This is a genomic window from Acinetobacter sp. Marseille-Q1618 (assembly GCF_902809855.1).
Lineage (GTDB): Bacteria > Pseudomonadota > Gammaproteobacteria > Pseudomonadales > Moraxellaceae > Acinetobacter.
Window position 1 is genome coordinate 82,930 of sequence record NZ_CADDWJ010000003.1, and the last position, 20,124, is coordinate 103,053.

Below are 20,124 nucleotides of genomic sequence, written 5' to 3' on the forward strand. Positions count from 1 at the left end.
ATCAATGTATACTTTTAGTTAAAGTTTAACATTTACAAACAGTTTCAATCTTATATGAACAATGACAATACATTTTCCAGAACTTCCTGACCAAGTTCCCTGTCGTGGAACCTTAAAAAGTAGAGCTTTTTTTAGAAAGCTTTATCTTGCACAAGGATGGCGCTTTGAAGGAGAATTTCCCAATATCCCCAAAGCAGTCGCAATTGTTTCACCGCATACCTCTAACTTTGATGGATTGTATGCATTTTTAGCGATGCTCGGCATTGGCTTAAAGGTCACGATTTTTGGTAAAGACAGTTTATTTAAACCACCGTTTGACACGTTGTTTAAATGGATTGGGGTAATTCCTGTGCATCGTGATTCACCACATGGTTTAACCCAACAAATTATTAATATTATCCAATCTACAGAGAGAATCTGGATTGCGATTGCGCCTGAAGGTACACGTAAACAAGCTGAAAAAATCAAAAGCGGATTTTATCATATTGCCATGGGTGCAAATATTCCGATCGTCATGTTTGCCTTTGATTATGATGCTAAAGTGATTCGCTGTTTGGGAGTATTACAAGCTACTGGCGATTATGATGCAGATTTAGCTAAAATTTTTCAGCATTATGAAGGTCGTTTTTCACCAAAGAATCCAGCTCGATTGGCAAAACCTTTACAAAAACTTTTTACAAAGCGCTAGAAAATCATGTCGCAATCTGTTGTGATGTTGCGCATATTTTGCTTGATTGATGAATAGACAAATACCATGCAGATAAAACACTTTGGACTCATTGGCTTACTTGGTTTGGCATTGGTCGGTTGTGATAAAACCGTAAAAACACCACCGACAACTACAGCGATTAAAGCACGTGAACCTGTGATTGCGATTGCTTTAGGCGGTGGCGGTGCGAAAGGTTTTGCACATATTGGTGTGATCAAAGTACTAGAGTCACACGGTATTAAACCGAAGATCGTGACAGGCACCAGTGCGGGCAGTTTTGTTGGTAGTATTTATGCCAGTGGTAAAACACCTTATCAAATGCAACAAATCGCCTTACAACTCAAAGAATCTGATATTCGAGATCTGACCTTGAACCGACAAGGCATTGTTTTGGGTGAAAAACTACAAAACTATGTGAATAATCATGTGGCAAATAAACCGATTGAAAAATTTCCAATTCGTTTTGCTGCGGTAGCAACACGCTTAGATAACGGTAAAAAGGTAGAATTTATCAAAGGCAATGCAGGGCAAGCTGTTCGCGCATCATGCAGTATTCCCAATGTCTTTGTACCAACAACGATTGGCAATACCAAATATGTCGATGGTGGACTAGTCAGCCCAATTCCTGTACAAACTGCAAAAAGTATGGGCGCAGATATTGTGATTGCAGTAGATATTTCTGCACGTCCATCAGGCAGTCAACCGATGAACATGTGGGGCCTGCTCGATCAAACCATTAATATTATGGGACAACAAAGTATTAATTCTGAACTCTCTCAAGCCAATATCGTGATTCAACCTAAAGTTGGACACTTAGGGACTTTGGACTTAAAAGCAAGTAACCAAGCGATTTTGGAAGGCGAAAAAGCAGCACAACTCAAGATTACTGCTATTCAAAATGCCATTAACAACTTTAAAAAATCTCCTGCTGCATTACAACCTGCACCTAAAGCCAGAATCTAATTTTTGAAAATAATGACCAACTTTCATAAAACAAGTTGGTCATTTTTTAATATTCATTTTCTCTTCAATCTGTTACATTGGATGTGATGATTCGTCATCTATCTCCATGATCAAGATTAGAGTAGACGTATGAATTTTATAATAGAACCTTGGCATTGGTTGGTTTTGGGTATTGTTCTGATACTCTTTGAACTGATTTTGCCTTCTTTTGCTGCATTGTGGTTTGGAATCGCAGCGACTTTCGTTGCCATTCTTTTTTGGCTTTTTCCAAGCATGTCGTTAACCACTCAGATCATTTTCTGGCTCATTTTGTCCGTGACCTGTACGGTTTCTTGGTTCAAATTTATCAAACCTTTATCTATAGATAAAACCAAAGCAGGTTTGCCACGTGAATCCACCATTGGTCAAGTTGGCATGGTGATTCAGGCTGATTTAGCCCATGATCAAGTCAAAGTACGCTTTCCGATGCCTGTTTTAGGTGCGGATGAATGGAACTGTCGATCACTCTCCCCTGTTGCTGTGGGTGATCGTGTACGTGTGGTTGATATTTCAGGCAATGATTTGGTGATTCAACCTCATCAAACTACCCCATCCCCATTATAATTTTTTAAAAAGAGGAATAAAAATGTCAATTGGTTCAATTATTGCAATTGCTCTCGCTGTCTTAGTTGTGGTCACGATATTCAAAGGTGTTCGCATTGTTCCGCAAGGTTATAAATGGATCGTGCAACGTTTAGGTAAATATGACAGCACTTTAAGTCCAGGACTAAATTTTATTATTCCTTATGTCGATGAAGTAGCTTATAAAATTACCACCAAAGATATTGTGTTAGATATTCCCTCGCAGGAAGTCATCACCCGTGACAACGCTGTATTGCTCATGAATGCTGTGGCATATATCAATATCACTACACCAGAAAAAGCAGTGTATGGTATTGAAAATTATACATGGGCGATTCAAAACCTCGTGCAAACCTCATTACGTTCTATCGTGGGTGAAATGGACTTGGACGATGCTTTGTCTTCACGTGATCATATCAAAGCCAAGCTAAAAGCTGCGATTTCCGATGATATTTCCGATTGGGGGATTACCCTAAAAACTGTGGAAATTCAAGATATTCAACCTTCTGCAACCATGCAATCAGCAATGGAAGCACAGGCTGCAGCTGAACGTCAGCGTCGTGCAACCGTCACCAAAGCGGATGGTGAAAAACAAGCTGCAATTTTAGAAGCAGATGGACGTTTAGAAGCCTCTCGCCGTGATGCTGAAGCACAAGTTGTATTAGCAGAAGCATCTCAAAAAGCCATTTCAATGGTGACTTCTGCTGTGGGAGATAAAGAAATTCCTGTAGCCTATCTGCTAGGTGAACAATATGTCAAAGCCATGCAAGATATGGCGAAATCTAACAATGCGAAAACTGTGGTATTACCAGCAGATGTGTTAAATACCATACGCGGCGTCATGGGTAGAAACAACTAAATTATTATTTTTCAATAGAATAGGCAGTTTTTGGACTGCCAATTTTTTTATGCGCAATAATTGGTCAGCAAAGAATGTGAAATTATGATTAAATTTCACGTTATTTTTGAAATATACCATTTCAAAATGTTGTTTTACAAACACTTGGACTGCGTATGAGTTCCCTAAACCCCACCTTAATCACCTTTATGTTCTATATTGTTGCCATGATTGTGATTGGCTTATTAGCATATCGAGCAACTCAAGATTTTTCTGACTATATTTTAGGTGGACGCCGTTTAGGTAGTTTCGTCACTGCATTATCAGCAGGTGCATCGGACATGAGTGGTTGGCTACTCATGGGCTTACCTGGAGCGATTTATCTGTTTGGCTTGTCAAAAATGTGGATTGCTATCGGTTTGATCATTGGCGCATGGCTGAATTGGCTCTTGGTTGCAGGTCGTTTACGTGTACATACTGAAGTACAAAATAATGCCCTTACCTTGCCTGACTATTTTTCAAATCGTTTTGATGACCGTAAGAAAATCTTACGTATCATTTCAGCAGTGGTGATTCTGATCTTCTTTGCGGTGTATTGTGCTTCGGGTATGGTCGCAGGCGCACGTTTGTTTGAAGGCATGTTTGAGATGTCATATAACACTGCGCTGTGGGTTAGCGCGATTGCCACGATCAGTTATGTATTTATTGGTGGTTTTTTAGCTGTCAGTTGGACAGATACCATTCAAGCAACTTTGATGATTTTTGCATTATTACTTACGCCGATTGTTACCATTTTAAGTATTGGTGATCTATCTCAAGTGACGATGGCGCTAGAGGCAGCTCGTCCACATGCGTTAGATTTATTTACCGATTTAAGTACCGTTGCTGTGATTTCATCGCTTGCATGGGGCTTAGGCTATTTTGGTCAACCGCATATTTTAGTCCGTTTTATGGCAATAGATTCGGTTAAATCTATTCCCAATGCCCGCCGTATCGGGATGATATGGATGACGCTATGTCTAGGTGGCGCTGTGGCTGCTGGTTTCTTCGGTATCGCATTTTTTTATATACATCCAGAACTTGCCGCTAATGTCAGTGCAAATCACGAAACTGTATTTATTGAACTCACGAAGATTTTATTCAATCCTTGGATTGCAGGCATTGTCTTAGCAGCAATTTTAGCTGCCGTAATGAGTACGCTCAGTTGTCAACTACTCGTATGTTCAAGCACCTTGACTGAAGATTTCTACAAAGCATTTATCCGCAAATCGGCTTCACAAAAAGAATTGGTTTGGGTTGGACGCTTAATGGTGTTATTAATTGCGGTCTTAGCGATTGTTTTAGCACATGATCCAGATTCAGAAGTATTGGGCTTAGTGGCAAATGCATGGGCTGGTTTTGGTGCAGCGTTTGGACCATTAATCATTTTCTCTTTGTTATGGAAACGTATGACTTTGTCAGGTGCAATTGCAGGCATGGTAGTAGGAGCTGTGGTGGTGATTCTTTGGGTCACTGTACCTGAACTGATTGCAACTGAACTTTACTCGATTATTCCAGGCTTTATTGCATCGACCGTTGCGATCATTGCCATCAGTTTACTCAGTAAAAAACCAAATGCAGAGATAATTCAACGTTTTGATCAAGCAGATCAATGCTATCAGCAATCAAAATAATGCTGTCTTATCCACTCCCCTTGCAATAATGGGACACAAATTGTCCCATTATTTGTCAAAAATCACATTACATGTTAATAAAATATTATGTTATTGTAATTTTTTAATATTGATTTGGGTAGACTTGCATTGAAAAAGTTAAAACGTCTTTATCTACGCCCTCAAGATCCTACTTTTATTTGGCTATCTTCTTTTATTTTTACTGCAGAAAAAGAAAAATGGAGTAAAGCTGAAATTCAAGAAGTTGTACAAGCTGTTAAGAACTCAGATCGTGATGGTGCTTTTGAAACACTTGTCAACTTAATTGAAATTTGAAATAAGCAATATCTTTTTACATCAATAAAAATTAAAAGATATGTTATATTATTACAATAATTATATTTAATATAATTGCTATAAATTAATTTGGATAGAGAAAATTGAAAAAGTTAAAACAGCTTCACTTGCGACCTCAAGACACGCCTTTTATTTGGTTATCTTCGTTTATTTTTACTGCAGAAAAAGAAAAGTGGACTAAGGCTGAAATTCAAGAAGTTGTACAAGCTGTAAAGCATTTAGATCGTGACAGTGCCTTTGAAAAGCTCACTAGTTTGATTGAAATGTAAACGAAATAAAGCGATAAAACATATATCCTCTATTTTTAAATAAATCATGAATCACAAGTAAAAGCACTATTTCACTTGTGATTTCACAATCTTTAAATACTGCTTTAGCTTTTTCGAGCCAACAGGAATTTTGAAATCTGATTCAATTCCAAAGCGTTTTCACCAAAATAAGCTAATGCTTCAAAGGCTTGATTATGTAAACTTTGTGCATAAGATTTGGCTTTTTCTAAGCCCATCAATGCAGGATAGGTTGACTTATCCACCTGTTCATCTTTACCTGCCGTTTTTCCTAATGAAGCAGTGTCTGACACAACATCTAAAATGTCATCTTGGACTTGAAAAGCCAAACCAATCGCTTGCCCAAACTGACGCAATTGGGGAATAGCGTGGTCAGTTCCCTGAAAAATCGTCACAGCAGCCATCATAATTGCAGCTTGGATGAGAGCACCTGTTTTATTTCTATGGATATTTTCCAATTGCGTTTGGTCTACATGCTGACCTTCTGCTTGTAAATCTAGCACTTGCCCACAGACCATTTTAGAAGATGCTGTGGCTAAAATTTGCATCTGTTTTAATACAATTGCAGTATCAACGGGCTGCATTTGATCAAATAAACGACTACCCAATACTTCAAATGCCATCGACTGTAAAATATCACCTGCTAAAAGCGCAGTATCTTCACCAAAAGCCACATGGCAAGTCGGTTGCCCACGACGCAACAAATCATTATCCATACAAGGCAAATCATCGTGTGCCAGTGAATAACAATGAATTAATTCAATTGCAACCGCTGCACGGCGCACTGCTGCAAAATTTGGATTATTCACCTGTAAAGCTGAAGTTGCATAGCACAATGCTGGTCGTACGCGTTTTCCCCCCAACATTACAGCATGATGCACTGCTGATTTTAAAGGTTCAGGAAGAGAAAAAGCCTCTAATGCTGTTTGTAAATCCTGCTGAATACGCTGTTGCGCCTGCTTTAATACATCTGCATTCACATTAGAAATTGCGGTCACTTTTGCCTCGAAATTCAAATGATGAGTCACTGTAACTCAATAATTTAAGCCCAGTACATTCTACATTGAAACACCTTTGCAGGCATCTATTTCAAGATTTATTTAAATAGAGAAATACAAAAATTAAAAACCTTAGCCATTCAAGACATAAATAGAATTAGCACCTTGCTGTTTGGCATGATAAACCGCTAAATCCAATTGCTGCAAAATATCATGTGCATGATAAGGTAAAGCCAAATGATATATGCCAATACATGCAGTTAATACTGCATTTTGCGAGTCTTGGATAGCAATATTTTCTTGAGAAATTCTCATTTTTAAACGTTCAGCCAATGTAAATACAGCCCAAGGTGTCATATCTTTAATAACGATCACAAAACTTGATGAATTTAAACGAAAAATACGGGCATAATCTGGATTTAACTCATCATCCAAAATGTTGCCAATTTCCATCAAGACTTGATCGCCTCGGGTATAACTATGCAATTGGTTAAACTTTTTAAAATGATCTAAGTCAATTTTCAAAAAAGTATATTTATCTTTTAAATTTTCAAAGAGTTTTTCTTGCAGATATTGATCAAATGCCATTTTATTTGGCAAACCCGTGATGTGATCAATAAACAAATGATCATGCAATTTTTGATTATTTAGCATTAATACTTTTTCACGACGCTTTAAACGAGTTACGTCTGCACAAATCAATATCACAGCATTGATTTGCTGATCCGCACTATACATCGCTTTAAAATAAGACAAATAAAAATGACCTTTGGAATAAAACTCAAAGTCAACTTGCTTTTCACCTGTTGCAAATTTTTCCAATGCAAGCTCAAAATCGGCATATAAACTGCTAGAAAATGTACTTAATAATTTACCATTTAAAAATAAAGCATCACTTTGAAAAATATCAGCAAATTGTTGGTTGACAACAAGCAAGCGAGAATCAAACTCTAAAATAGCAACGGGCAAAGGTAATTTTGAAATAAAAGAAACTAAATCTAATTTTTCAACACTTTTTAAGGTCTGGATAAAATCTACATTTGAAAGAATCTGATGAAGATGTGATCTTTCGTTTTCCATGTATTGCCCCAAAAATTCATATCGTATTTTACGCTAATCTTAAACTGTTTGATTTTTAGACCAATCTATCTATTCATTTGAATAGACAAATCGAATATTGCACAGTAAAAATAAATAAAAACAAGCAGTTTATGAAAAAAGTTACAAAATTCAAAAAGTGGCTCATTATAGTTTTTTATTGGATAAAAATATATCTAATTTATAAAAAGATTAAAAAATAAACATTTCATATGATTGTGAGTAAACAATCTCTAACAAAACAAATTTATTAGAGATTGTTTCAGTGATTTTATTTTAAAAACTAAAAACTATCTTCTGGAATACGCACCCAGCCTTCCATTAAAACACGTGCACTGCGACTCATGATGGCTTTTTTCACCACCCATTGTCCATTTTCTTGAAGTGCTTGTGCACCTACACGTAAAGTCCCTGATGGATGTCCAAAACGTACTGCTTCACGCTCGCCACCACCTGCTGCCAAATTCACCAAGGTGTTTGGAATCGCTGCTGCTGTACCAATTGCAACCGCAGCAGTACCCATCATCGCATGATGTAATTTACCCATAGAGAGTGCACGTACCAATAAATCTGTATCTGTTTCAGAAACTTGTTTGCCACTTGATGCAACATAGGCTTTTGGTTTTGAAACAAATGCAACTTTTGGAGTGTGCTGACGGTTTGCAGCTTCACTAACATCTTGGATTAAACCCATTTTTACTGCGCCATAAGCACGGATCTTTTCAAAACGTTCTAAGGCTGCAGCATCACCATTAATTGCTTCTTGTAACTCTGTACCTTGATAACCAATGTCTTCTGCATTTAAAAAAATGGTTGGAATTCCAGCATTGATCAAAGTTGCTTGGAATGTTCCCACTTCTGGCACGTCTAAAGTATCTACGACATTGCCTGTTGGAAACATCGCACCGCCCTCTTCACCATCATCGGCAGGGTCTAAAAATTCTATTTGCACCTCGGCAGCAGGAAAAGTCACACCATCTAACTCAAAATCACCTGTTTCTTGTACTTGCCCATTCGTGATCGGCACATGAGCAATAATGGTTTTTTGAATATTCACCTGCCAAATGCGTACTGTACAAATTCCATTTTCAGGGATACGTTCAGCGTTTACCAAGCCATTTGAAATGGCAAATGAACCCACGGCTGCGGTGAGATTTCCACAGTTACCACTCCAGTCAACAAATGCTTTATCAATCGAAACTTGTCCAAATAAATAATCTACATCATGCTCAGGTTGTGAACTTTTTGACAAGATCACGGTTTTACTGGTACTTGAGGTTGCACCACCCATACCATCAATTTGTTTTCCATATGGATCTGGACTGCCAATCACACGTAACAACATCCGATCACGTGCTTCACCTGCACTTTGTGCGCGTTCTGGTAAATCATCAAGTTTAAAGAAAACACCTTTACTGGTACCACCACGTATGTAAGTTGCAGGGATTTTAATTTGCGGTGCGAAACTCATTGGTTTTATTCCTTTGGTTTATCTTTGTTGTTCAACAATTATGAATCCTCATTCAATTTTATATTACTCTTTTTTTTAGGAAAATCATTGACCACATGACTTAAGTATAAAAAATAAGAGAAATAAACCAAACAATTCACAAAATTTGCTTACATACAAATAATACTATTTACATAATTTTTAATGGTTTTTTAGAATAAGCATAAAATTAAAATCTGGCGAGTCAGTTAAAATCAACTGCGGAATACTAGGAGAACTGAAATCAATCAATTACAATCGCTTTCTTATCCATTGTCGGGCTGATCATTTTGAATAAAGAGTCAACTTCCCTTCAGCGTGGCTTAAAGAATCGTCATATCCAACTCATCGCAATGGGTGGTGCAATTGGTACTGGCTTATTTTTAGGTTCTGCGCAAGTCATCCAATCTGCAGGTCCATCCATTATTTTGGGTTATGCCATTGGTGGTCTTATTGCATTTTTAATCATGCGCCAATTAGGTGAAATGATCGTTGAAGAACCTGTCGCAGGCTCTTTTGCCCATTTTGCCAATAAATATTGGGGTAAATTCGCTGGCTTTTTGGCTGGTTGGAATTATTGGATTCTCTATATTTTGGTCGCGATGTCCGAACTGACTGCTGCCGCAAAATACATTAATTATTGGTGGCCTCATATTCCTGCTTGGTCATCTGTTCTGTTCTTTTTCATTACGATCACAGCCATTAATTTAGCCAATGTTAAATTTTATGGTGAATCAGAGTTTTGGCTTTCTATCATCAAAGTCACTGCGATTATTGCCATGATCGTTTTTGGTTTGTATTTGATTTTTACTGCAGACCCAACAGCAGGTTATAGCTTTAGTAATCTTTGGGAACATGGTGGATTTTTCCCACATGGTTTTGAAGGTTTATTCTACATGCTTGCCTTTTTAATGTTCGCCTTTGGGGGAATTGAATTAATTGGGATGGCTGCTGCTGAAGCAAAAGATCCTGAAAAAACTATTCCTAAAGCAATCAACCAAATTATTCCTCGTATTTTAATTTTCTACATTGGTTCTATTGCGATTTTATTATCTTTAGTACCTTGGAATCAGTTTGATGGTGGTAGTTTAGATAAAAGTCCATTTGTTATGGTATTTAGCTTAATTGGTATCGGTTGGGCGGCAAATCTGGTTAACTTCATTATCCTTACTGCTGCACTTTCAGTTTATAACAGTGGTATGTATGCCAATAGTCGTATGCTGTATGGTTTGGCTGAACAAGGCAATGCACCAACTATCTTTAAAAAAGTGAATAAACAAGGTGTTCCAATTCCTGCGGTATTATTCTCTGCCTTACTGATCTTTGGTTGCGTATTACTTAACTACTTTGTACCAGAACAAGCGTTAAGTCATTTAATCTATATTGTTGTGGGTGCATTGGTTTTAAACTGGGCAATGATCAGCTTAACCCATTTAAAATTCAAACAAGCAATGCTCAAACAAGGATTGAAAACCAAATTCCCTGCACTGTGGGCACCTCTAAGTAATTACCTTGTATTGGCGTTTATTGCAGTTGTGCTCTATATCATGTGGACACAAGGTTTTAAAGAATCTGTATATATGATTCCGATTTGGATTTTATTAATGTACGGTCTTTATAAGGTTCTCAACAGTGAGCAACCAAAAGGCGATTAATGTTAATTTTGAGGAATAAATTGCGATAAATTTCAATTAATTCTTCATAATAAAGCAACAACAACCACTCAAGCAACTGAGTCAAAAAGAGATATTGAATTGTGCTCAATATCTCTTTTTTTTATATATCATGCAAATTAACCATCTAAAAAATAATCAAAATTTTCTAACTTCATTGGTTCTAAAAACGATCTATTTACTTTAAAAATGACCATTTTGACAGTCCCATTTGTCAAATTTACCAAAAAAATATTGTGCTTATTTTTAAACATGCTATGTTCAAATTGTACAGTGAATCATCAATAGTATGTATTCATGGACTGTACAGGGAATGAAAAACAAAAGAAATTTAAAATAATATCAAGGAATAGATCAATGAAAATGAATACGCTTTATTCAGCAGTATTGCTCTGCTGTATGCCCGTTACAGGAACGTTTGCCGCAGCTATGGATCGTTCAGGACAATCTATTTCGGCATTTTTACAACCCAATAATTACTTTGAAGCAGGAATTTCCATACTTGACCCTACGGTCGAAGGTCAGGAAGCAGGCAGCAGTGAAACAACCCGTCATATCGAAGACATGGGCAATGATTACTACTTTCCTTCTGCTGCAATCAAACTTCAACTCACTGATCATATCTCTTTTGGTTTGCTCTACGATCAACCATTTGGTGCTGATATTGAATATAAAGGAAACAATGTTTTTGTTACTGATGCAAATACAACTATTTTACCCACAGCTATGATGCATTCCTTAAGAGCATCAAAAATTGCCAGTAGCATACCTTTAGGTATCGAAACTTTTGCAAAGCAGGCAAATATTCCAGTGGCCACAGCGCAAGCCATGTATAACAATAATGTTGCAACACCATTAGGCAATACCAAAGACATTATTGATGCGGCAGTCGCAAAACAAGTTGATGCAGGTATTGCGCAAGTTAATGGTTTATTAGGTCAAGGCAGTACCAAAGCCGAAGTTGAATCGCATAATCTGGCGATGATTTTTGGTTTTCAACCAAATAAAAACTTCAATTTCTATGCGGGTGGTGTATATCAGACTATTGAAGGAAAACTAAGTTTACGGGGGCAAGCTACCAGTGTTTACAACGGTTATGATGCAACCCTCAAAGAAACCGATGGCGTTGGTTGGCTTGCGGGTGCAGCATTTCAAATTCCAGAAATAGCCCTTAAGGCATCTGTAACTTATCGTTCTAAAATTGATCATGATATTGAAACTATAGAAAAACTACCGACTTTGCCTGCTTTAGCTTTACTTGGTGATAATGTTGCAGCAGCGGCTACACAAATCGCAACTGCTTCAGGCGATACAAAAATTAGTACCCCACAATCTGTAAACCTAGACTTACAGTCAGGGATAATGAAAGATACCGTTGCATTTGCCAATATTCGTTGGGTAAACTGGAAAGACTTTGAATTGCGTCCTGTCAAATTTGGTATGGTTTCCGACATCGTAGGACAATTACCAACAATTAACCGTCCAGATGGATTTAACCTACTGCAATATTCTAAAGATCAATGGAATGCCACTGTTGGTGTAGGTCGTAAGTTAAATGATCAATGGTCGGGGAATGTTTCCGTAGGTTGGGACTCAGGCGCTGGTAATCCAGTGACTGCACTTGGACCAACTGAAGGTTATTGGAATTTAGGAGTTGGATTACAATTCAGTCCTGCACCAAATTATTTCATTGCAGGCGGTGTAAAATATTTTTGGTTGGGTGATGCAAAAGGTCAAGTCGCTTCACAAAATGCAGGTGGTGATTATGTTGCGGATTTTAGTGACAATAATGCAATCGCCTATGGTTTGAAAATAGGTTATAAATTTTAGTAATTAGTAAATAAACCTCTTTAATTTTGCAGATATTTGAGCATGTTAAAGAGGTTTTTATTTTATGATTTTAAAGTTATATCTTGTGTTTAATTGTTCAATAAGTATCTGATTTACACTTTATTTTTAAAAAATTTTGCATTACATTGATGTTTTTAATGCGCCCTTAGCTTAACTGGATAGAGCAGTTGCCTCCTAAGCGACCGACGTGGGTTCGAGTCCCGCAGAGCGCAATTTTATATTTAATAAAAATCTTATACTAAAGCGTATGATAAGACCTATGCACGAGCATTCTTCCATTTTTTCATAACTCTCCTTATTTGATTTTTAGAAACACGTTTTTCAATTAACTATTTAATTATTAAAAAGTGTCAGAAGTTAATAATTAAATTTGTTTTAACCTTAATAATTTAATATTTATTTTAATACTTATAATTAAATTATATTACATAAACTTATGTATATGAGTAAAAAATAAGCCCTTGTTCTTACAAGGGCTTATTTAAATATTTGGCGGAAGCGGTGAGATTCGAACTCACGGAGGACTCACACCCTCGTCGGTTTTCAAGACCGGTGCATTAAACCGCTCTGCCACGCTTCCAATGGCGGCTATAATATAAATAAAAATTGAATTTGGCAAATGTTTTTATAAAAATATAGATTTAAATGCTCAAAATAAAATCACATTCTTTTAATTCGATGAATTTTCAGGCTTTTCATAACGAATCGCATTAATGTACCAATTTTTTTTACCTAATGGCGTTATTACTTCGAATTCATCATCCACTTGTTTTGATAACATCGCACGTGCCATTGGTGAATCAATTGAAATATTTTGTGGATGATGATCATAAATTTCATCGACTCCTACTATTCGAACTGTTTTTTGTTCACCTAAATCATTTTCTATTTCAACCCAAGCACCAAAATAAACTTTACCTTCTTGTTCAGGAGAAAAATCAATTATTCTTAATTCCTCTAAACGTTTTCCTAAATAGCGAACACGTCGATCTATTTTCCTAAGTATTTGTTTATTATATTGATAATCTGCATTTTCACTCCGATCTCCAAGACTTGCAGCCCAGTTAACCTTTTTGGTAATTTCAGGTCGTTCGTCATGCCATAGATGTTGTAATTCAGCGACCAATTGATCATGTCCTGTACGAGTAATTAAGTTAGATTTCATGATTTCGCCCTATGGTCTTAGCAGAAAATTCCTACATTTTTAAATAAAAAATGCACACTTTCTACACATAAAAATATTATAAAACTTTTTCACCAATTAAATCAGTAGATTATGTTCAGCAAAATAAATATTTTTAGTACAAAATTTGACATTTTAAATTTTCAACTTTATTATTCGCACATGTTTTAAATTGTCTATTTTTTGTACTTTATCGCTTAGTTTCATGATGTAGCCATAAAGTTTTAACTTTCCCATATGTCATTTTTTGAATGACGTCCATGCCTGCCCACCCTTATTGAATTTATCAACTTCAAAAAGTTCGAGTAGCTTTTGCTACAGCTTTTTTGGGCATAAATTGCTTGTAGCGGAGACAACATGCACAGTAATTCAACATCTGGGTCGAGGATAAACTTCGATTCTTTTTTTTCAACGCTCCCAGTAAAAGCTTTAGTGTTAACCAGCGCATTAATGCCATTTCATAGTATTAATGCCACTAAAACCAATCAGTACAATACTGTTGTTAATACCAATACATTAACAGTAGTTGCTGTATCCAACCCTACAATTGTGTTTAAAGAAGGTCAATACCAACATGGTTTTGGTTATGATTTAGCACAAGACTATGCGCAAAGTCTAAATGTAAAGTTAGATTTTAAAACAGTACCAGATAATGCTGCTGCTTTAAAAATGGTTGCTCAAGGCAAAGTAAATTTTGCCATTACCACAGCAACTTTTGATCGAATTGAAGCAAAAAAGTTATCATCATTTTCTGCAACCTGTGGTGACTTAAACAGTTTGCAGAAAAATGGGTTAAATCCTGAAATTAATTGGGTATTTAAACGTGCAGACGATCCACTCACTGAAACGGCAAGTGGTTTTATTTGTCAAAGTAAGCAAAATGGTTCAATTCAACAATTGGCGTCTTTTTATAATCGTAATGTGGTTAAGCAAAATGACTGGAATGTGATTCAACGTGATCTAAAACAACGTTTACCGATCTACAAAGCCAGTTTCAAAAAAACTGCACAACAGTATGATATGGATTGGCATTTACTTGCTGCGATTGGTTATCAAGAATCTTATCTAAAGCCAGACTCTGTTTCTCCCACAGGTGTGCGTGGTTTGATGATGTTAACCAATGCTACTGCACGTGCGATGGGGGTTTCTAATCGAACAGACCCAACCCAAAGCATACAAGGCGGCGCAAAGTATTTTAATCAAATGCTTAATCGTTATGCTTATATTCAAAATCCTGATCGTCATTGGTATGCGTTAATTGCTTACAATATGGGACCTGGTGCTGTAGATGCGATTCAAAAGCGTTTAAAATCACAAGGTAAAAATCCAAATGATTGGATCAATATGTACGAATTTCTAAGCAAGAATCAAGCGCGCAATGGGCGTTATAAGCAAGCAGTACAATATGTGACACGTATCCGTGCTTACTTGGAACATATCAAAAACACACCGACTTTGATGACCATTTAGTTTTATCTGCTGACATAAAAAAGGCTTACACAATGTAAGCCCTTTTTTCTCAAACATAGTCTTAAGCAGTTTGCTCAAGTACTTTTTTGAATAAATCTTTTTGTTCTTGGCTTGGTTTTGCAGTTTGTAATGCCATTAATTGTGACATATCACCTTGAACTTTGATTTTACCTGTCATGAATGCTTGCATTGCAGCAGCCATATCAAATTCTAAGAATACTTTACGAAGAGTTTCGCCATCCATATTCAAAGTTGTTTTTGCATTTGAAGATAAGCCTTTTACGATTTTACCACCGTCTAAAGACATTTCAGTATTGCCATTATCATCAGCAACAACAAGGTTGATTGCAAGATTTGCCAATGCAGGCGGTAAATTAAGATCACCAGCTTCAGCAGTCAGTTTTTCTACAATTGCAAACCAATCATCAGTTAAAAATGCAGGCATGTTCATTCCTCAAAAAATTATTTATTCATTTATTGTGTTGTCTATCCAAACAACATCATGAAGCTTTTCGCTTGTTTAAGGTTATAACATGATAATTTCAATTTAGGCTAAAGTTTTTTGTACTGACTATTCTATTTTTATTGATTTTATCGTTTTATTTTTAAAAATCAGACATTCATCTCAATATAAATGTCTGATTTGCTCATTTAAATAGCAAAAGTGCTCAATCTGCTGCAAAACTTAAGTTGACCACATCTAAACGCTTTTTAGACTCTTCAGTGTCACATTTCATATCAAATTCACGTTGTGAATCAAGTGCTTCAAAGTCAAATAACTCACGGTCAGCCAATTGTGATGGCGATACATTTTGCATTGCACCAAAAATACTGTGTAAACGTTTTGGATATTGTTTATCCCATTCACGTAGCATGTCATTGATCATGGCACGTTGTAAATTTTCCTGAGAACCACATAAATTGCATGGAATAATTGGAAATTTACGCATTTCAGCGTATTTAATAATGTCTTTTTCTTCCACATATGCCAGTGGACGAATCAAAATATTCTTTTTATCCGAAGATAATAGTTTCGGTGGCATCGCTTTTAAGCTACCGCCATGAAATAGATTCAAAAAGAATGTCGCCATGATGTCATCACGATGATGACCTAAAGCCACTTTGGTCGCACCAATTTCTTGTGCAAAACCATAGAGTGAGCCACGACGTAAGCGTGAACATACTGCACAGTATGTTTTTCCTTCAGGCGTTAAACGTTTGGTGATGCTATACGTGTCTTTTTCCAAAATATAATAAGGAATGTTATTTTCTTCCATAAACTTGGGTAAGACATCTTCAGGGAAACCTGGCTGTTTTTGATCCAGATTGACCGCCACCACATCAAAGTTAATCGGTGCAATACGTTTAAATTGCAACAAAATATCAAGCAATGTGTAACTGTCCTTTCCTCCAGAAACACAGACCATGACTTTATCGCCATCCTCAATCATTTTAAAATCACGAATTGCATGACCTACTTGACGACGAAGTTTTTTTAACAAGCGATAATAAGCTGAACTTGTAGGAAGTTCTGGTTTGAAATTAAATCCTTGATCGGACTCAACTGGCGAGTACATAGAGGAAAATTACCCAAAAAAAAATGCTGCACAATTTTAGCCGATTTGTGGACATATAACATCTAAAGATTTTTGTTTTTTACAATAATGCGATTTTGTCATGCAACTGTCGTACCTTGCAGGATAAAATGGTAGATTCTGTGCAAAATACTTGCTAAGTGCTTATCTTTTAAACTTTTCCACAGTTTTCCACAAAACCTGTGGATAAAATTGTGGATTGTTGAGGGCTTGACAAACGATATAGCCGAAGAGATGGGCTTTCTCTTTAGATTGCTCACTTTTTAATCACTTATTTTTTTAAATAAAATTCAAATAGTTACAATAGTCAAGAGCTCTAAAAATAAAAAAATAAAATTAATTTTTTTGATTATTTGCAGATCAGTTGGTGCTTGATTTTTTCTATTTGTCTTGATAAAAATCAATTCAAGGTTTTACTCTTAGCCGAACTTTGCTAAACTCCAAGCAAATTGGGGAAAAATATAATATTAAAATGAGAAATTTTATCCGTGCGTCGGTGCTATCTTGTTTAACTTGCTTAAGTTTTGGTGTTGTGGCGACATCAAGCTATGCGGGGCAAATCTATATTTATAAAGATCAACAAGGCAGTACCCTACTGACCAACAAAAAAAGTTCTGATCGTTCGCTGCAAAAAGTTAAAGTTACTTATTATCCAGACAGTAACATTCATAGTTATAGCAATTGGGGAAGTTCTGAAGCTTCTGTTTTGCCGAGCTATAGTCGTAATAAAAATGCTTATGACCATATCATTCAACAAGCTGCAGCGACACATGGCATTTCTGAAGGCTTAATTAAAGCGGTGATGCATACCGAATCAGGTTTTAACTCGAATGCACGTTCGCCTGTCGGTGCACAAGGTTTAATGCAACTCATGCCTGCGACAGCACGTCGGTTTAATGTGTCAAACTCTTATGATCCTCAGCAAAATATTTTTGGTGGAGCGAAATATTTAAGTTGGTTGCTTAAACGTTTTAATGGCAATACGAACCTCGCTTTGGCTGCCTACAATGCAGGTGAAGGCAATGTCGATAAATATGGAGGTATCCCACCTTTTCGTGAAACGCAAGACTATGTCAGACGAGTATCCAGTCGTTACAATAACTTATATGCTAGTGGCGTAGGCTTAACCGCAGCGAGCACTTCAAACGCCACCAGTAACTCAACCCCCAATACTTCTTCACAAGGTCAAGTTATTGCCCAATCCAGCAATTACAATGCACCAAGTGAAAACACTGTTGCAAAATCACAATATTCACAGCGTCCGATTATTGTAGCAAGTGATGGCAATAGTTTTACGGATGCGCCAGCAGGTTCTTATTCGACCAACCATGCGACTGCATCTGCTCGAATCTATATATCCAATTAAGAAATCACTTTAAAATGATTTCTTAAATAAATGATCTAAAAATAAAGCCATTTCTCTACATAAGAGAATTAAAAAATAATAGTCGAATAATTTCGGCTATTTTTTTATCTCACTCTACTTATAGCAAAATTAAAGCGAATTTATTGATATAGATTTTTTCAATCCTTCTTGAATTTTGATAGGATAATCCTCATATTTCATTGTGGATTTATATTTTATAAATCATGTTATTTTTATTATTAAGAGGATTTTCTCAATGATGCGGATTGGTTTGTTCTTGCTTACCAACCTCGCAGTACTGGTTGTAGCTGGCATTCTCCTATCGGTTTTAGGTGTTGGTAGTTACCACGGCGCTGGCGGTCTAAACTTAGGCAACCTATTAGTCATCTGTTTTGTTTTTGGTATGGTGGGTTCTCTCATCTCACTGTTTATGTCTAAATGGATGGCATTAAAAACAACAGGTACTGAATTAATTGATCCAAATGCACCACGTAACCAAGCTGAAGCATGGTTAATTCAAGAGGTTGCTCAACTTGCTCAACGTTCTGGAATTAAAATGCCAGATGTCGGGATCTTCCCTTCTTATCAATCCAATGCCTTTGCAACTGGTTGGAATAAAAACGATGCGCTCGTTTCAGTGTCCACAGGTTTGCTTGAGCGTATGAATAAAGATGAGCTACGCGCTGTACTTGCGCATGAGATTGGTCACGTTGCCAATGGCGACATGGTGACATTATCCCTGATCCAAGGTATTGTGAACGCTTTTGTAATGTTCTTTGCACGTGTAGTGGGTGATTTCATTGACCGTAATGTCTTTGGTCGTGAAGACGGTGAAGCACCAGGTATTGCCTACTTCATCATTTCTATTGTACTTGATATTGTGTTTGGTATTTTAGCTTCAGCGATTGTGATGTGGTTCTCTCGTTATCGTGAATATCGTGCCGATGAAGCTGGAGCACGTTTAGCGGGTAAAGAAGCCATGATTTCAGCATTGTTACGCTTACAAGCTGAATCAGAAATGCCTGATCAAATGCCAAAAGAAATGAAAGCATTTGCGATCGCAGAAGGTAAAGAACAAGGTTTTAGTTTGGCTGCATTGTTCCAAACGCACCCAAGCATTGAGCAACGTGTTGCTGCTTTACGTCAACTCAACTTACCTTAATGTAAATTTCATCAAATGATGATATTCATATATAAAAAGCTTCCTTCGGGAAGCTTTCTTATTTTATAACCTAATCTTAAAAGAACGGCTATTTTATAGTTGATACCAATAGACTTTTAGGTTTTTTGCTGATCAACTCCAAGTAACTTCTCAAGTTTAACCAAATATTCTATTTCTATGAGTTAACGCTGAGACCATGTTTGATATACCTCCCATAACCAACTCAGACCAAACCACATCGCCAAACCAATTAAAATCAAAACGACTGCACCGAGTAAATCTGGAATATGAATCCACAGCCACGCAACCACTGGATTACGCCAAAATGCAGAATGTTGTTGTTTTTGCTCTAAGCGTTCATGTAAAAATGGATGAATCACATGATCTTCTGTTTTGATTTGATATTCTGTTTGAATATGTTCGTGTACTACATCTAATGCTTTTCGGCTTGGACGAATAAAAATATCAAATAAAGTTCCAAGTACAGGAATAAACCCAACCACAGCATCCATCATTGCAAGTTTTAGAACACCATTCAGCTTAGACTGAGGTACGCCCAATTGTTTGGCTTTATAGATGGCATAACAAGTCAGAATAAAACCAGCAACATCCCCTGCAACAGGAATAGTACTTAGTGCAGCATCAGCACCCACGCCTTGCTTAGTAAAAGGAATACGCACAACCGAGTCCATCATGTTGGCAAATTTTGCCAAATCACGTTCAAGTCGAATGACTTCTTGAGTGGTTAATTTTTTTTGTGTACTCATTTTCAGAAAATAAATCCAATTCGATTTTATTTCCAAATCATAACC

The 20,124-nt window shown here is 36.7% G+C and carries 19 protein-coding genes and 2 tRNA genes; 13 read left to right on the forward strand and 8 right to left on the reverse strand.

All coding sequences use genetic code 11. The features are described from left to right. The first annotated feature begins 61 nt into the window (after positions 1 to 61). The 7 genes from HUS24_RS14290 (at position 62) to HUS24_RS14320 (ending at position 5,409) form a co-directional block, all read left to right on the forward strand. On the forward strand, positions 62 to 688 hold the full coding sequence (locus HUS24_RS14290) for a lysophospholipid acyltransferase family protein (protein ID WP_173912659.1): 627 nt from the start codon (positions 62 to 64) through the stop codon (positions 686 to 688). Between the two features lie 66 nt (positions 689 to 754). Further along, the gene (locus HUS24_RS14295; RefSeq protein WP_173912660.1) at positions 755 to 1,672 is read left to right on the forward strand and encodes a patatin-like phospholipase family protein; all 918 of its coding nucleotides are present in this window, start codon (positions 755 to 757) and stop codon (positions 1,670 to 1,672) included. A 129-nt stretch (positions 1,673 to 1,801) separates the two neighbouring features. Beyond that, positions 1,802 to 2,275, forward strand: coding sequence for an NfeD family protein (locus tag HUS24_RS14300; RefSeq protein ID WP_173912661.1), 474 nt, complete (start codon positions 1,802 to 1,804; stop codon positions 2,273 to 2,275). A gap of 22 nt (positions 2,276 to 2,297) precedes the next feature. Continuing rightward, positions 2,298 to 3,152 carry an SPFH domain-containing protein gene (locus HUS24_RS14305; RefSeq protein WP_065995514.1) on the forward strand — a complete coding sequence of 285 codons (855 nt, stop codon included), beginning with the start codon at positions 2,298 to 2,300 and terminating at the stop codon, positions 3,150 to 3,152. A gap of 155 nt (positions 3,153 to 3,307) precedes the next feature. After that, entirely contained in the window at positions 3,308 to 4,804 is a 1,497-nt protein-coding gene (putP, locus tag HUS24_RS14310; RefSeq protein WP_173912662.1) for a sodium/proline symporter PutP, read from the forward strand. Between the two features lie 129 nt (positions 4,805 to 4,933). After that, positions 4,934 to 5,119 carry a hypothetical protein gene (locus HUS24_RS14315; protein WP_173912663.1) on the forward strand — a complete coding sequence of 62 codons (186 nt, stop codon included), beginning with the start codon at positions 4,934 to 4,936 and terminating at the stop codon, positions 5,117 to 5,119. Between the two features lie 104 nt (positions 5,120 to 5,223). Then, complete coding sequence (locus HUS24_RS14320; RefSeq protein WP_173912664.1) at positions 5,224 to 5,409, forward strand: hypothetical protein; 186 nt, start codon at positions 5,224 to 5,226, stop codon at positions 5,407 to 5,409. Positions 5,410 to 5,513: 104 nt separating this feature from the next. Here the strand turns inward: HUS24_RS14320 and HUS24_RS14325 are convergent, their stop codons facing one another. The 3 genes from HUS24_RS14325 to prpF form a co-directional block, all read right to left on the reverse strand. Beyond that, a complete protein-coding gene (locus HUS24_RS14325; RefSeq protein WP_173912665.1) occupies positions 5,514 to 6,425 on the reverse strand; it encodes a polyprenyl synthetase family protein in 912 nt (303 codons plus the stop codon). Positions 6,426 to 6,557: 132 nt separating this feature from the next. Continuing rightward, entirely contained in the window at positions 6,558 to 7,505 is a 948-nt protein-coding gene (locus tag HUS24_RS14330) for a sensor domain-containing diguanylate cyclase (RefSeq protein WP_173912666.1), read from the reverse strand. A gap of 301 nt (positions 7,506 to 7,806) precedes the next feature. Beyond that, positions 7,807 to 8,994, reverse strand: a complete 1,188-nt coding sequence (gene prpF / locus HUS24_RS14335; protein WP_173912667.1) for a 2-methylaconitate cis-trans isomerase PrpF — start codon at positions 8,992 to 8,994, stop codon at positions 7,807 to 7,809. A 308-nt stretch (positions 8,995 to 9,302) separates the two neighbouring features. On the opposite strand from prpF, the gene HUS24_RS14340 reads away from it, so the two are divergent. The 3 genes from HUS24_RS14340 (at position 9,303) to HUS24_RS14350 (ending at position 12,748) form a co-directional block, all read left to right on the forward strand. After that, positions 9,303 to 10,667, forward strand: a complete 1,365-nt coding sequence (locus tag HUS24_RS14340) for an amino acid permease (protein WP_173912668.1) — start codon at positions 9,303 to 9,305, stop codon at positions 10,665 to 10,667. Positions 10,668 to 11,042: 375 nt separating this feature from the next. After that, positions 11,043 to 12,515 carry an outer membrane protein transport protein gene (locus HUS24_RS14345; RefSeq protein ID WP_173912669.1) on the forward strand — a complete coding sequence of 491 codons (1,473 nt, stop codon included), beginning with the start codon at positions 11,043 to 11,045 and terminating at the stop codon, positions 12,513 to 12,515. A gap of 160 nt (positions 12,516 to 12,675) precedes the next feature. Then, a tRNA-Arg gene (locus HUS24_RS14350) sits at positions 12,676 to 12,748 on the forward strand. Between the two features lie 278 nt (positions 12,749 to 13,026). Here the strand turns inward: HUS24_RS14350 and HUS24_RS14355 are convergent. Both HUS24_RS14355 and greB read right to left on the reverse strand, forming a co-directional pair. Then, positions 13,027 to 13,116 (reverse strand) — tRNA-Ser (locus HUS24_RS14355). 90 nt (positions 13,117 to 13,206) lie between these two features. Then, positions 13,207 to 13,701 carry a transcription elongation factor GreB gene (greB, locus tag HUS24_RS14360; protein WP_173912670.1) on the reverse strand — a complete coding sequence of 165 codons (495 nt, stop codon included), beginning with the start codon at positions 13,699 to 13,701 and terminating at the stop codon, positions 13,207 to 13,209. 375 nt (positions 13,702 to 14,076) lie between these two features. Here greB and HUS24_RS14365 point away from each other — a divergent pair, with 375 nt between their 5' ends. Continuing rightward, a complete protein-coding gene (locus HUS24_RS14365) occupies positions 14,077 to 15,189 on the forward strand; it encodes a transglycosylase SLT domain-containing protein (protein WP_173912671.1) in 1,113 nt (370 codons plus the stop codon). A 61-nt stretch (positions 15,190 to 15,250) separates the two neighbouring features. Here the strand turns inward: HUS24_RS14365 and HUS24_RS14370 are convergent, their stop codons facing one another. Together HUS24_RS14370 and ttcA are read right to left on the reverse strand one after the other, a co-directional pair. Further along, complete coding sequence (locus HUS24_RS14370) at positions 15,251 to 15,634, reverse strand: SCP2 sterol-binding domain-containing protein (protein WP_173912672.1); 384 nt, start codon at positions 15,632 to 15,634, stop codon at positions 15,251 to 15,253. Positions 15,635 to 15,857: 223 nt separating this feature from the next. After that, the gene (gene ttcA, locus HUS24_RS14375; RefSeq protein ID WP_173912673.1) at positions 15,858 to 16,766 is read right to left on the reverse strand and encodes a tRNA 2-thiocytidine(32) synthetase TtcA; all 909 of its coding nucleotides are present in this window, start codon (positions 16,764 to 16,766) and stop codon (positions 15,858 to 15,860) included. A 490-nt stretch (positions 16,767 to 17,256) separates the two neighbouring features. On the opposite strand from ttcA, the gene HUS24_RS14380 reads away from it, so the two are divergent. After that, entirely contained in the window at positions 17,257 to 18,150 is an 894-nt protein-coding gene (locus tag HUS24_RS14380; protein ID WP_173912674.1) for a lytic transglycosylase domain-containing protein, read from the forward strand. A 256-nt stretch (positions 18,151 to 18,406) separates the two neighbouring features. Next, a complete protein-coding gene (gene htpX / locus HUS24_RS14385; protein ID WP_173912675.1) occupies positions 18,407 to 19,312 on the forward strand; it encodes a protease HtpX in 906 nt (301 codons plus the stop codon). A 182-nt stretch (positions 19,313 to 19,494) separates the two neighbouring features. Here htpX and HUS24_RS14390 read toward each other — a convergent pair whose 3' ends face one another. Beyond that, positions 19,495 to 20,079, reverse strand: a complete 585-nt coding sequence (locus tag HUS24_RS14390) for a DUF4112 domain-containing protein (protein ID WP_173912676.1) — start codon at positions 20,077 to 20,079, stop codon at positions 19,495 to 19,497. Positions 20,080 to 20,124: the final 45 nt, after the last annotated feature.

Bases quoted from the DNA above. Each gene is read 5' to 3' on its own strand.
- HUS24_RS14290 (WP_173912659.1), top strand. From the start codon at position 62: ATGACAATACATTTTCCAGAACTTCCTGACCAAGTTCCCTGTCGTGGA.
- HUS24_RS14295 (WP_173912660.1), top strand. From the start codon at position 755: ATGCAGATAAAACACTTTGGACTCATTGGCTTACTTGGTTTGGCATTG.
- HUS24_RS14300 (WP_173912661.1), top strand. From the start codon at position 1,802: ATGAATTTTATAATAGAACCTTGGCATTGGTTGGTTTTGGGTATTGTT.
- HUS24_RS14305 (WP_065995514.1), top strand. From the start codon at position 2,298: ATGTCAATTGGTTCAATTATTGCAATTGCTCTCGCTGTCTTAGTTGTG.
- putP (WP_173912662.1), top strand. From the start codon at position 3,308: ATGAGTTCCCTAAACCCCACCTTAATCACCTTTATGTTCTATATTGTT.
- HUS24_RS14330 (WP_173912666.1), bottom strand. From the start codon at position 7,505: ATGGAAAACGAAAGATCACATCTTCATCAGATTCTTTCAAATGTAGAT.
- prpF (WP_173912667.1), bottom strand. From the start codon at position 8,994: ATGAGTTTCGCACCGCAAATTAAAATCCCTGCAACTTACATACGTGGT.
- HUS24_RS14345 (WP_173912669.1), top strand. From the start codon at position 11,043: ATGAAAATGAATACGCTTTATTCAGCAGTATTGCTCTGCTGTATGCCC.
- greB (WP_173912670.1), bottom strand. From the start codon at position 13,701: ATGAAATCTAACTTAATTACTCGTACAGGACATGATCAATTGGTCGCT.
- HUS24_RS14365 (WP_173912671.1), top strand. From the start codon at position 14,077: ATGCACAGTAATTCAACATCTGGGTCGAGGATAAACTTCGATTCTTTT.
- HUS24_RS14370 (WP_173912672.1), bottom strand. From the start codon at position 15,634: ATGCCTGCATTTTTAACTGATGATTGGTTTGCAATTGTAGAAAAACTG.
- ttcA (WP_173912673.1), bottom strand. From the start codon at position 16,766: ATGTACTCGCCAGTTGAGTCCGATCAAGGATTTAATTTCAAACCAGAA.
- HUS24_RS14380 (WP_173912674.1), top strand. From the start codon at position 17,257: ATGAGAAATTTTATCCGTGCGTCGGTGCTATCTTGTTTAACTTGCTTA.
- htpX (WP_173912675.1), top strand. From the start codon at position 18,407: ATGATGCGGATTGGTTTGTTCTTGCTTACCAACCTCGCAGTACTGGTT.
- HUS24_RS14390 (WP_173912676.1), bottom strand. From the start codon at position 20,079: ATGAGTACACAAAAAAAATTAACCACTCAAGAAGTCATTCGACTTGAA.